At 35.0% G+C, this 12,960-nt stretch carries 13 protein-coding genes; 7 read left to right on the top strand and 6 right to left on the bottom strand.

The features are described 5' to 3' along the window. Positions 1–6: 6 nt before the first annotated feature. From D1866_RS09650 to D1866_RS09640, 3 genes are read right to left on the bottom strand one after another with little or no spacing between them, the layout of a single operon-like run. Positions 7–450, bottom strand: coding sequence for an urease accessory protein UreE (locus D1866_RS09650; protein ID WP_152939432.1), 444 nt, complete (start codon positions 448–450; stop codon positions 7–9). Between the two features lie 9 nt (positions 451–459). Continuing rightward, positions 460–2,133 (bottom strand): urease subunit alpha, encoded by a 1,674-nt coding sequence (gene ureC / locus D1866_RS09645; protein ID WP_155861144.1) that lies wholly within the window; start codon positions 2,131–2,133, stop codon positions 460–462. Then, the gene (locus D1866_RS09640; protein ID WP_152939430.1) at positions 2,130–2,783 is read right to left on the bottom strand and encodes an urease subunit gamma; all 654 of its coding nucleotides are present in this window, start codon (positions 2,781–2,783) and stop codon (positions 2,130–2,132) included. The genes ureC and D1866_RS09640 overlap by 4 nt, the downstream gene beginning before the upstream one ends. 188 nt (positions 2,784–2,971) lie before the next feature. On the opposite strand from D1866_RS09640, the gene D1866_RS09635 reads away from it, so the two are divergent. The 3 genes from D1866_RS09635 (at position 2,972) to D1866_RS09625 (ending at position 6,207) form a co-directional block, all read left to right on the top strand. Further along, positions 2,972–3,631, top strand: a complete 660-nt coding sequence (locus D1866_RS09635; RefSeq protein ID WP_152939428.1) for a phosphorylase family protein — start codon at positions 2,972–2,974, stop codon at positions 3,629–3,631. Positions 3,632–3,742: 111 nt separating this feature from the next. Next, positions 3,743–4,945, top strand: coding sequence for an MFS transporter (locus D1866_RS09630; protein ID WP_231136311.1), 1,203 nt, complete (start codon positions 3,743–3,745; stop codon positions 4,943–4,945). Between the two features lie 29 nt (positions 4,946–4,974). Beyond that, positions 4,975–6,207: an amidohydrolase family protein gene (locus tag D1866_RS09625; RefSeq protein WP_152939426.1), complete on the top strand. Its 1,233-nt coding sequence runs from the start codon at positions 4,975–4,977 to the stop codon at positions 6,205–6,207. 26 nt (positions 6,208–6,233) lie between these two features. Here the strand turns inward: D1866_RS09625 and cpsA are convergent, their stop codons facing one another. Continuing rightward, complete coding sequence (gene cpsA / locus D1866_RS09620; protein WP_152939424.1) at positions 6,234–7,418, bottom strand: carboxypeptidase CpsA; 1,185 nt, start codon at positions 7,416–7,418, stop codon at positions 6,234–6,236. 203 nt (positions 7,419–7,621) lie between these two features. On the opposite strand from cpsA, the gene D1866_RS09615 reads away from it, so the two are divergent. From D1866_RS09615 to D1866_RS09605, 3 genes are read left to right on the top strand one after another with little or no spacing between them, the layout of a single operon-like run. Further along, positions 7,622–9,088 (top strand): APC family permease, encoded by a 1,467-nt coding sequence (locus D1866_RS09615; RefSeq protein WP_152939421.1) that lies wholly within the window; start codon positions 7,622–7,624, stop codon positions 9,086–9,088. Beyond that, positions 9,069–10,118, top strand: coding sequence for an aminotransferase-like domain-containing protein (locus D1866_RS09610; RefSeq protein WP_231136457.1), 1,050 nt, complete (start codon positions 9,069–9,071; stop codon positions 10,116–10,118). Before D1866_RS09615 ends, D1866_RS09610 begins: the two co-directional genes overlap by 20 nt. A gap of 54 nt (positions 10,119–10,172) precedes the next feature. Beyond that, positions 10,173–10,796 (top strand): type 1 glutamine amidotransferase, encoded by a 624-nt coding sequence (locus D1866_RS09605; protein ID WP_152939417.1) that lies wholly within the window; start codon positions 10,173–10,175, stop codon positions 10,794–10,796. 49 nt (positions 10,797–10,845) lie between these two features. On the opposite strand, the gene D1866_RS09600 is transcribed toward D1866_RS09605, so the two are convergent. Further along, positions 10,846–11,235, bottom strand: a complete 390-nt coding sequence (locus D1866_RS09600) for a type II toxin-antitoxin system VapC family toxin (RefSeq protein WP_152939415.1) — start codon at positions 11,233–11,235, stop codon at positions 10,846–10,848. Further along, on the bottom strand, positions 11,222–11,491 hold the full coding sequence (locus D1866_RS09595) for an AbrB/MazE/SpoVT family DNA-binding domain-containing protein (protein WP_152939413.1): 270 nt from the start codon (positions 11,489–11,491) through the stop codon (positions 11,222–11,224). Before D1866_RS09595 ends, D1866_RS09600 begins: the two co-directional genes overlap by 14 nt. A gap of 233 nt (positions 11,492–11,724) precedes the next feature. Between D1866_RS09595 and D1866_RS09590 the strand changes: the two genes are divergently transcribed. Beyond that, a complete protein-coding gene (locus tag D1866_RS09590; protein WP_152939411.1) occupies positions 11,725–12,906 on the top strand; it encodes an MFS transporter in 1,182 nt (393 codons plus the stop codon). Positions 12,907–12,960: the final 54 nt, after the last annotated feature.

The raw sequence follows: 12,960 nt of genomic DNA, 5'->3' as shown, positions 1-12,960 counted from the left end.
TGAAACTTAAAAATTTATCATCACCACCGTAGGTTCTAAGTTAGGAATGAATACCTCCTTTTTTGTATAAGGTTTATACTCTTTCAACTTCTCCAGTAATAATTCTTTGCCCATATCGGTGGGAATAATTACTTCATTATTCCTTAGCATAACTCTCATGTGCATATTACCCAGTTCAAATCCTAACTTAAATGCCTCACTTAAATCATTTAGTGAAAAAGCTATTACTTCTTCTGGTTTTCTTTTTATTAGCACCAACTTTCCTTCATCTGTTTCAAATATATCTCCGTCGTTTAAACTAATTCCTCTCAAATTCACTATTATTTCCTTTCCGTCCTCAGTTATTATTTTACATCTTAACCTTTCAAAGCACTGCCTATCAGCGTAAACAATTGTTACGTTGTTTGTGCCCAACTCCTTTTCGTTCCCAACCTTTTTTATAAGCTTCATTTTCACCACTTAAAACATGAAGTATAATTGAGTTAAGGGTAAGCTCTTAGCAGGTGGTACTTTAGGAATTACGCCGTCAACTTTTACTTCGTAAGTATCCGGGTCAACTTCTATTTTAGGCAAGGAATTATTATATTTCATATCCTTTTTACCCAATTTCCTAGTATTCTTTACCGGCAAAACTCTTCTCTTAAGGATTTTAGAGGCTTCATTAACTCCTTCTTGGGAAGTAAAGAAGAACGAAACCATCGGGGCTGAGTAGTAACCAAACATTGGTTTATATAACACTGGCTGGGCATATGCAATCGACGCATTAGTTTCTCCCATTAAAGCCCACGCAATTGCACCTCCTTTAATTACCATGTAAGGTTTTACTGGAAAGAATTTAGGATTCCAAAGTACAATATCAGCTATTCTTCCTGGTAATAAACTCCCTACATAGTCAGAAATTCCATGAGTAATTGCTGGGTTAATAGTGATTTTAGCTAAGTATCTTAAAACTCTGAAGTTATCGTCCATTTTTATTAAACCTAATTCCTTCATCTTATGTGCCAATTGGAAAGTTCTTATTCCCGTTTCTCCAACTCTTCCCATTGCTTGCGAGTCGGACGACATCATGCTAATTGCCCCTAGGTCATGTAAATAGTCCTCCGCAGCCATAGTCTCAGCCCTTATTCTCGATTCGGCGTAAGCAACGTCTTCTGGGACTTTTGGATTTAAATGATGTACTGCCATTAACATTTCTAAGTGTTCCTCATAGGTGTGTATAGTATAAGGCTTTGTAGGATTTGTTGAAGAAGGTAAGACGTTTGGCTCACCGGCAATCCTTATTATGTCGGGTGCATGACCTCCACCTGCTCCTTCAACGTGATATGCGTGAATTGTCCTTCCTCCAATTGCATTCAAAGTATCTTCTAAGTACCCGCTCTCGTTTGAAGTATCTGTATGTATAGTAACTTGAACATCGTATTCATCTGCTACCGTCAAAGTTTCATCTATTACTCTCGGCATAGCTCCCCAATCCTCGTGAACTTTAAAACCGCAAGCTCCCGCCTCAATAGCTTTTTCCATTGTTATCCTACTAGAGGAACCTTTACCTGTTAAGCCGAAGTTCATAGGGAATACATCTAAGGCTTGCATCATCATCTTTAAGTTCCAACTACCAGGCGTAGCGGTAACTGCTTTAGTACCTTCTGCCGGACCAGTTCCTCCACCTATTATTGTAGTAAAACCTGCAGACAAAGCATCAAAGACCTGCTGAGGAGCAACCCAATGAACGTGAGTATCTATAAATCCTGGAGTAGCAATTAGCCCTTCTCCAGATATTATTTCAGTATTAGAGCCTACTACAAAATCAACTCCGTCCATTGTAAAAGGATTTCCAGCGTGACCTATTCCAACTATTATGCCATCTTTTATACCTATGTCTGCCTTTACAATTCCTATCATAGGATCTATTATGACTGCATTAGTTATAACAAGATCCATTGCCTCTTCTTCTTTAGCTGTAGGCAGTAAGCCCAAACCATCCCTTGCTACTTTTCCAGCTCCAAATACTAGTTCCTCACCCTTAGTTATTAGATCCTTCTCTATTGTTACATAAAGGTTGGTGTCAGCTAACCTTATCTTATCTCCTTCTGTAGGCCCGTAAAGTTCTGCATATCTTTCCCTAGATATTTTCACATGAATCCCCTCTCTTTCGCCCTTTTTATTGCTTCGCTCTTATTATGATCCAACGAACCTTCAGTTAAGCCATTCAATCCAGTTACTCTCCTATTTCCTCCAATTTTTCTTATTTTTACTACTTTAGTTTGCCCCGGCTCGAACCTTATTGCTGTACCTGCAGGAATTGCCAATCTGAAACCAAAGGCTTTTTCTCTATCCATCTTTAAAGCCTTATTTACTTCAAATAAGTGGAAATGAGAACTAACTTGTATTGGCCTATCGCCAGTGTTAGTAATTTCTATTTCTCCGTCTTCCGGTATTTCTATTTCTCCTTCTTTTATTTCAAAGGTCCTCATTGATGACGAAGATTTTATTGGATTTCTTACAGTAACTAATTTTGTTCCGTCTGGGAAAGTTGCCTCAACTTGTACAATGTCTAACAAATCCGGAACTCCTTCCATTACATCTTCTTCCTTCAAAAGTTCTTGAGCTCCCTTTATTATTTCACTCATTGGCTTTCCTTCTCTTGCACTTTCCATAATGTAATCAACTATTATTGCCATTGCCTCCTCGTAATTCAACTTTAGCCCTTTAGCTTTCCTTCTCCTAGCTAACTCTGCAGCCCAAGAAATGAGAAGTTTTTCCTGCTCTCTGGGAGTTAGAAACATTTCCTATCTAGGAAAACTCATTGAATCTTAATAAAAACTTTTTTATTTTTATCATTAAATACTGTTTATTTTATTTAAAAAAGCTCTATCAATTTTAAAGTCTTAACTATCAAAGGGTAACATACCATTTAAAAATTAAAAAGATTTCAGCAAGAGGGAATTTAAACCTCTAGAAAGGAGAAACTTATATGCTCGTTTTAGAAAGGAAAGTTCCAGAAAAATGCGTTATAGTTGAGGAACCTGAAGTTGCCGAAATAATTTCATCTTTCATTAACGTTAAGGAGGAAATTAGGAAAAGAGGATTTTTAATATTCATTGGAGAAAGAAAAGGTAAAGAAATAGTAATCTCTACTCATGGAGTTGGAGGTCCATCGACTTCGCTTATTATTAATGAATTAGTAGGTAATGGAGTTAAACTCATTCTAAGGTACGGCACAGCAGGCTCATTAAACGAGAAAATTAAGGTAGGCAGTTATTTTATTCCAATAGGAGTAACTCATCACGACAAGAGTTCTCTATATCAGATTATTAGAGAAGATATAATGCCCGCTTTATCTCCAGACTTAGAATTAGCTTACAAACTTTATTATTTTCTCAAGTCTCAAGGATTAGAAGTTAATTATGGCACCTTATTTCAGAGCGACGATTTCTATTCAGAGAGTCATTTAAAATTTGACGATGCTGTAGATATGGAGAGCGGTACAATTTTCCTATTAAGTAAGCTTCACGGCATAAGGAGTGCATCATTACTTATAATTGCCAATTATAAGGGAAAATGGATTAACTATGAAGAAATATATAGAAGGGATTCTGAAAAGGTTCTAGATTTTCTCATTAACTTTGTTTAAACAAAACTTTCCTTTATGATTTAAAAATTTGAAATCTTTTTTAATTATCTTCTATTGCTATGCGTAGAGAACTTAATAATTTTTAATAAATAGGTAGGATATGTTTAAAAAATGCTTAAAATAGCAATTATCTTAATGAAGGAGTATATTCATGCAACAATATCTTCCACGCTTTCTTGGGCAGGAAACATTTACGATTTACTCCTCATTACTTATGTTTATTCCTACTTAATGATAGCATTCTCGTTAAATTACCTCGATATATCTATATTATTTGCTCTAGGGCTAATAGGAAGAGTAGCAGGAGGAATGATATTTGGAAAATATGCCGATCTAATGGGTAGAAAACCAGTAATGATTATAGGAACGGGAGGTTATGCGTTATTTCAAGGCTTAATGGCTTTCTCTCCAAACGCGCTCTTGTTATTTGTCTTCAGGGGATTAGAAGGATTATTCATGGGTGCTGCGTGGACTGCAGGGATGGTATTAGCTTATGAAAAAGCTCCTGTAAGTGCTAGAGGATTCGTTACAGGGATCTATCAGGCAGGTTACGGAATAGGTTATGCTTTAACTGCAGTTACTTATTTCATTTTCTTATCAAGTTTGGCAAGTGATTGGAGACTATTTCTGTTAACTGGAGCATTTCCTCTTATTCTTCTTCCTTACATTCAGCTTAAAGTTGGAGAAAGTATAAAGAAGACTGAAGTTGAAAAACCGAGGTATAAGGATTACCTCGATGTACTAATAAAGGCAACATTAGCAATGAGCGGAATGTTTATTGCTTACTTTTCCGTATTTGGCAATTATACTACTATAGCATTGTATTATGCAAAAATGCCTCCATATTTCTTAGCAACTTTAATGCTCGTAGCTAATATGATTCTCGCCGGTTCGTTCGTGCTTTTCGGTAAATTAGCAGATAAGATTAATAAAAGGAAACTAATCTATGCCGGTGTTATAGGTTTACTTGCTTCGATTCCCTTCTCTGTTCCAATTTTCTCCTTTTTAATTAATCCTTATATAATGTTTATAGGAACAGTGGGCTTTGCTTTTTCAACTGGTTTCTGGCCGGTCATGCCACTTCTTTTAGCTGACTCTGTGCCAATAAATGTGAGAGGCTTTCTTTCGGGTTTTGCATATAATATGGGGGGCTTAATGGGAGGTATTGCTAACATAATTCTAGGAGTGATTTCATCCTTGTACGGAATATCTGCTTTAGCTAAATTTATAGACGGTTTCGTTATATTCTCGTTAATATTAGTATTCGTTAGCGTGATAACTTGGCCAAAGAGGAAAATCGTTGTTAATAACTAATTTATTAAATCCTACTGTAAAAACTACATATGCTCATAAAGAACGCTAAGCTACTCGACGGAAGGATTGTGAATATAAAGGTGGAAGGAGAAAGAATTTCTTGCATAGGAGATTGCAGAGGTGACGAGGTAATAGATGCAGAGAATAAACTTGTAATTCCACCGTATTTTAACATGCATTTTCATTTAGATAGTGCCTTTACTTCCGTAATGAATATTAGCGGTACTTTATGGGAAGGTATAAGGGTATGGCAAGAAATTAGAGGTAAATTAACAGAGGATGAAGTATATAGGAATGCTATTACTGCAGTGAAATTAATGGTAGCCTACGGCACTTTATGGATAAGGACGCACGTAGATGTTACTGAGAAGTCTTTGAAGCTCCTTAGAGCTATAAAGAAAGTTAAGGAAGATATGAAAGACGTAGCCGAAATTCAAATAACCGCATTTCCTCAGGACGGTATATATACGGATAAAGGTAATGACGAAATATTAAGGAAAGCAATAGAAGAGGGTGCGGACAACGTAGGTTTAATTCCTCACAATGAAATTACTAGAGAAGACGGAGTTAAATCGATAAAATTTGCCTTTGAGCTTGCTAGAGAATATAATAAGGACGTTGACGGTCATATAGATGAGACTGACGACCCTAATTCAAGGTTCCTAGAGGTTTTAGCTAAGGAGACTATAAATAATTCTTGGGAAGGAAGAGTAACTGCAGGTCACGTTACAGCAATGCATAGCTGGGATCCTGCTTATAGATTTAGAATATTACCTACAGTTTCAAGGGCAGGAATTACCGTAGTTCCAAATCCTTTAATAAACGCAGTACTTCAGGGCAGACTAGAAGGTTATCCAAAGAGGAGAGGCAATGCTCCAATAAAGGAAATGATGAAATTTAACGTTAATGTAGCGTTAGGGCATGATTGCATAATGGATCCTTGGTATCCTTTAGGGTCGGGTAATATGTTACAAGTATTATTTGTGGCAATTCACATGGATCAGTTAACGGGAGCAGAAGAGCTGTTAAATTCAATTAATTTAATTACTTTTAATTCAGCAAAGGCCTGGAGAGTTAAAAATTACGGAATAAAAGAAGGTAATGACGCTAACCTCCTAATAACTAACGCAGACGATGTTATAGATTTATTACGTTTCATGGAACCTCCCAAGTTTGTTATTAAGAAAGGAAAAATAATAGCAAAAGATGGAAAATATGTATTATTTAATGGAAAATGGGAAGAAGTAAAAAGAAAACCTTAACTATACAGTTATATTATTTTTCTCTCTTATTCTTTCTTATTTGTAAATTCAATAGCTAAAGCTGCATGAGCCAACGCGCCTAACTTCAGAACGCTTTCATCTACGCAGAACTTTGAACTGTGATTAGGATAAATGCATCCTAACTTTTCGTTCCTAGTACCTAGGAAGAAGTAAGTTCCCTTAGCCTTCTGCAAAAACCTTGAAAAATCTTCTGCTCCTAAAATAGGTTGAGTTTCTTCCACTTTTGATATATTACTAAGTATCCTCATTACTTCCTCTGTTGTTTCTGGATCATTAACAGTGATAGGATAAACGTCCTTCATAAACTCAACCTTGCATTCTGCTCCATAAATACCGCAAATTGAAGATACTATCCTTTCCATGTAATCTAAAGCTTTTTTCCTCACGTTTTCATCCAAGCTCCTTATTGTTCCCTCCATTACTGCGTCGTCGGGAATTATATTATCTTTAGTCCCTGAGTGAATCGAAGTTATTGAGATGATAAAAGGTTGTACCGGATCTATTTGTCTTGCAGTTATTCCATATATTGCGTTAGCTATCAATAAGGAAATATATATGGGGTCTATAGTCTCATGAGGTGCAGATCCGTGACCTCCTTTACCGTGAACAGTGATTTTAAATGCGTCGGGTGTCGCCATTAAAGGTCCTTTCCTTGTTGCGAAAACTCCTGCAGGATATGCCGAAGAAATATGTAAACCAAAAACGTAATCTACTCCATCCATTACTCCTGCATCAATCATAGGCTTTGCTCCTCCTAAGCCTCCGTCCTCTTCAGCAGGTTGAAAAATGAACCTAACTTCCCCGGATAGCATATCAATGTTTTTAACTAACAACATTGCCCCTCCCAAGAGCATTGCTACGTGAGTATCGTGACCACAGGCGTGCATAACTCCTTTAACCTTTGATTTGAAAGGTAAATCGGTCATTTCTTCTACCGGTAATGCATCCATGTCAGCCCTTAACGCCACTACTTTTCCTGGTTTAGAAGTCTTTAATATTCCCAAAACTGCAGTAGGTAAACCTACTCCAACTTTAACTTCTATACCTAGGCTCTTTAGAGTTTCCGCTACTAATTTTGCTGTATTATATTCCTTGTAAGAAAGTTCCGGATTCTCGTGTATCTTTCTCCTTATTTCAATTATCTTATCCTCTATCTCGAGTACGTCTTTCTTTAACTTTTCTATATCCATATAAGGAGTGTAAAACTTTGGCTAATAAATTAGATTAAAGCATCAAGCACATTTAATAGTGCATCGCATATTAAGGAATGAATTATATTTGCTTTATAAAGGCGTTACTACAAAATATTTTTTATTATTCTATATAAACTAATGTAAACTTTACATTATAAATCATAGAAATTCTTATATATTATTTATTTCATTCTTCTTCTATGGCAGACAAAGTAGGCATAAATATTAAGGATAATCCAAATTTTAGAAAAGAAGCAGGAATTTTCTCATTAATTGCATTTTCTCTAGGTAATATAATAGGTTCTGGAATACTTATTTTGCCTGCAGTAACTGCGTCATTAGCAGGGCCATTAAGTCCTTTTGTATGGTTAATTGGAGGAATTCTTTTACTACCAGTGGTTATAGTTTATTCTAAGCTAGCTAGGATTTTTCCTTTTGTTGGAAGTAAAATAAGGTTTATTAATGTCACTCACGGAAAAGTTATGGCATCTAGTGTTGGTTGGCTTTATTTAATAGGCACACTCTTGACAATACCTATAGAAGCAGAGGCTACTGCAAATTACCTATCTTATGTATTTCCGTCCATAATGTATAGGGGTCATCCAACTATTATTGGATATTTTATTGAAAGTATTATAGTAATTATAATATATTTGTTAGTATATCTAGGGATAAGAGGTTTATCAATTTCTGTAAATACGATAACTTACGCTAAACTAGGGATTTTGATTGTATATGTTCTAGCTGTAGGATATCTAGATTTTCATTTATCTAACTTTTCTATGAAATTTTCTCCATCTTTTTCCAATTTCCTTTACGCTATAGCATTAACAATGTTTGCCTACGGAGGTTTCAGAAGCGCTATGGTTTATGCTGGTGAATCTAAAAGCGATACTGGAAAAGCAATAATGATAGCATTCGTATTATCTATGATAATATATACCTTAGTCCCCCTTGTCTTTATAGCCTCGCTTTCTACTTCTGTCCTTTCTTCTGGATGGAGTAGTTTAAGCAAAATGAGTGCTCCCTTAGCTGAAAGTGCTATAATAGCTGGAGTTCCTGCAGTAGGCGCTTTATTTATCTTAGACGGTGTAATATCTCCTTCTGGCGCTTCATTAATAGGCGCTGGAGATTTAATTAGGTATTCATATGCCTTAGCTAAGGCTGGAAGCTTTCCTAAAGTACTAGGAAAAGTAGATGTTAAAAGAGGTATACCTATATTACCAGTAATTTTATTCGGAGCATTCTCATTATTAACATTATTCATGTTATCTACCTTCAAAGAATCCATAGGTTATTTAGTAGCTACAAGGATTTTAGCTTATTCTACTGGACCAGTAAGTCTTTTTATACTATCAGAGAAAAAATCCGATAAAGTATTATCATTTATTGCTTTTCTAGTTACAGGCTTAATATTCAGCTTTGTCGGATTCCCTAAGACACTATTTGGTACTCTAGTTATTCTCTTGGCAATATTAGCTATGATACCTTTTTCCAGGAATTATATTCCAGCATTATGGTATTTAGGCTTCAGTGGAATCGTTACATTAATAACATATTTTACTCTTCCAACACTATTTTCCTTACCTATAATAATACTTGCGTCTACAGCATTCTTTTATTTAGCTACTAAAACGGCAAAAGGTGATGGAGAAAATGACTTATAATTTAGCCGGAGGATTACCAGATCCTAGGATTTTTCCTAGAAATTTAAAAATTTTTGAGATGAATTTTGAACAAGCAATTAGTTTTAACGAACTTGATAATGAGATATTAAAGATATTAAGATATAGGGGAATAAACGCTAAAAAAGAAGAAATACTTTTAACCACTGGGAGCATTCAAGGGATTTTCATATTTGCTTATGCATTTATCAATAGTGGAGATAAAGTAGCAATAGAATATCCAACGTTTGCAGGAGCTATAAGAGTTTTTAAATCTAGAGGTGCAAAATTTGTTAAAATTCCTGTAATACCTTATTATGATTTAAAAATAAAGGAGGAAAACGGGATTAAAGCTGTCTATGTCATTCCTACCGGTCAAAATCCTACTGGAATTCATATGAGATTAGAAGATAAGAAGGAGCTTTTAGAATTAGCCGAGGAAAAGGACTTTATTATACTTGAGGACGACGCTTATGGACTTTTAAATCCAGAACAACCTACGTTAAAATCATTAGATAAAAACGGAAGAGTAGTTTATATAACAACTCTAAGTAAAGTTCTGTCCCCTGGAATCAGATTAGGGATAATGGTTGCTGATAAAGAAATTATGGAAATATTTAAATTAATAAAGCAAAATATAGATGGAGGTAATAGTAGTCCGTCGTTATCATTGGTATACAGCTCACTTAAGGATGGAAGCTTTTGGGATGGATTAAGTAAAGCTAAAATTATTTATAAAGAAAAGAAGGAAGTTATGGCAGAGGCTCTTAAAAGATATTTACCGCAAGCTGAATGGAACTATCCAGAGGGAGGACTATTTTATTTTATACGAATAAATGGTATAGATTCGGAAAAAATACTAGAAAAAGTGAAGGATAGAGTTATTTTCTCACCTGGAACTAAATTCTTCTTTGATGGATACGGTAAAGAGTACATTAGGCTAAGCTTTTCATATTCAAGACCAGAAGAAATAAACGAGGGAATTAAAATTATATCAGAAGCTATAGATAATAAGATAGTTAGTATTGAATAAAATTTATTTTAAAGGACAGAACGTTTAAATTAGTCCTTATTTTATATAATTATAATGAAAGCTTTAGCAATATATCACCATCCAGTTGAAAGGCTGGGAAATCTAAGAATTAAAGCTGATGAAAAGTTAGCTAGTGAAATAGAAGGTAACGAGGACTTTGATTTGCTGATTCTTATGGGCGGACCTATGGGCGTTTATGAGGCAGATAAATATCCTTTCATAAGGAAGGAGATAGAATTAGTAAGGAGAGCATATAGTGAAGGTAAAAAGATACTAGGAGTTTGCTTAGGTTCTCAAATAATTGCAGAAGCATTAGGCGGAAAGGTTATTAAAGGTCCTTATGGACAAGAGGTAGGAGTTCAAGAAGTTAGCCTAATTGACGAGTTTAAGGAATTGTTCGGCACTGAAAAAATTAAAGTATTTCAACTTCACGGCGATACTTTTTCTCTACCTAGGGGTTCTAGACTTCTAGCTTATAGTGAAAAATATTTCCAAGCATTTAGATTAGGTAAAGCTGTTGGAGTTCAATTTCACGTAGAGGTAGATTCTAGCATAGTTAAAGAATGGGTTGAGACTTATAATTTAAATCCTTCGCTTATCGAGGAAGTTAAGAAAATAGAGCAAGAGCTAAAATTGTACTCTTCAAAGCTATTAGAATTCTTATTAGAGAAAATGTGATTATGTATAATAATTGAGCGTTAATTTGATAAGCCTAGATAAGTTTATCTCAATTTAACCAAAGTCTCTCTATTTCTTTAATTCGATCAAAATCTTTATCTTCACTTATAATTTTACTGATTGAGTTATTTAACATTATGGCGACGTGAAACGCGTCAGAGGGCTTTAGGTTATATTGTAGCATTATCTCTTTTGCCTTGTCATAATCTTCTTTTCTTATAGGAAGGATTAGAGAATTGGGTAAAACAACTTCATCTAGAAAACTTATTGTATCGTTAAAGTTAACGTTATATTTCTTCTTTGAAATATAAATTACTTCATCTATAACTAATGGGTCTAAAGCTAATCGATCTTCTTGTAATACTTTAATATAAAAATTTTCTACTTCCTTGACGCCCAAATTCAAGTAAATGATAAAGTTTGCATCAAGAAAAATCATTGAATTCCTCCTCAAGGCTTGAATAAAGTAAGTCTCCTAATTTAGCGCTTTTTGCATAAGAGGATATTTTAGCATGATGCTCTTCCAGTCTTTTTAAGATCTCATTAATGTCAACCTTCCTTTCAGGTTCAAGGATAATTTTACCGTCATAGACGTTAAGAATAAGCTTGTCACCTTCTTTTATGCCTAGAAGATCTCTAATATCCTTAGGAATAATTATGTAACCTTTCTTTCCAACTTCCACCTTTAGAGTCAAGCTAGCTTCACTATAGTTAAACTAGCTAAACCAATATTTAAATATTACAGCATCACCACGAATTTTTATCTAGTTCAATATGAGATTCGATTTTTAAATTATACCTAAACTTTACACTTATTTAGGAAATATCCAACAATAAATCTTACCAAATAACTTCTCATAAAATTACTTTTTATCTCTGTATAGAGATTTAATAAAAGATTTTTAAACTAGATTTTTATTTTTTAAGTATGCAAAAGTATATTCACGCAGTAACTTCATCAACATTAGCCTGGGCAGGTAATATTTACGACTTAGTATTAATAACATACGCATACACCTTCCTGAACAAGATAGTAGGCATAAGTTACTTAGACTTGACTATAATATTCTCACTCGGTCTAATAGGAAGGGTTATAGGAGCAAGTATATTCGGAAAGATTGCAGATAAAAGAGGAAGAAAGATCGTAGCATTAACCGGGACTGCGGGTTACTCTATCTTCCAGACGTTTTTCGCGCTCACAGTTTCATTTCCATTAATGGCATTTTTCAGAACAATTGAAGGAATTTTCATGGGAGCTCAGTGGACTTCCGGGACAGTGCTAGCAATAGAGCAGGCACCAAAGCAAAAGCTTCAATTCGTTAATAGTATAGTACAAGCTGGTTACGCTTTAGGTTACGCACTTACAGGAGTTGCTTATATGTTAATGAGCAGTGATTTAACATCAATATCCGGTTATAGGATTTTCATGCTAACTGGTTCCTTGCCCCTTATTCTCGTTCCTTACATTTACTTTAAAGTAACTGAAGAGTTTAAGCCATCAGTAGTCGCTCAAAAAGTTAGGGTAAGGGATTATTCCCCCTATTTCATTAGGGCATCTCTAGCAATGAGTGGAATGTTTATTGCTTATCTAGCAGTATTTAGCATTTATCCCGACTTTGCGAGTTTCTCAGGCTTCCCAGCCTATTACGTAGGATTATTAATGGCCATTGCAAATGCAATACAAGGTTCTTCCTATGTCATTTTCGGTAGGCTTTCCTACGTGTTTGGTGTATTTAAATTAATTTACGTAGGAATAGCTGGACTTTTAGTAGCATCTTTCCTCTCAATGCCAATATTTACTCCACTAAAGGCTTTGCCCATAATGAGCGCAGGAGTTTACCTTTACGCCTTCGCTGTAGGTTTTTGGCCTTTGATTTCCGGCATTGCTGCCAGTAGTGTTCCTCCTGAGGTTAGGGCATTTTTGACTGGTACTGCTTATAATATTGGTGCTGTTGCGGGAGGAATTGTTTCTGCATTAATTGGTGGTATTATTGAAGCCTTCGGTATGGCTTCATTGCCTTACTTCGTGGACGGAATAGAATTTGCTTCTTTGGCAGTGGTTTTTGTATCGATGTTTACTTGGCCAATGAAGATAGAGAATAGAGCTTAATAACATTTCTCTTTTAATTTATTTAATAGCCTGAAATAAAATATACAGATACTA

It is taken from the genome of Acidianus ambivalens, from assembly GCF_009729015.1.
In the GTDB taxonomy this organism is placed as follows: domain Archaea; phylum Thermoproteota; class Thermoprotei_A; order Sulfolobales; family Sulfolobaceae; genus Acidianus; species Acidianus ambivalens.
This window is presented reverse-complemented; position numbering and strand designations above follow the sequence as displayed.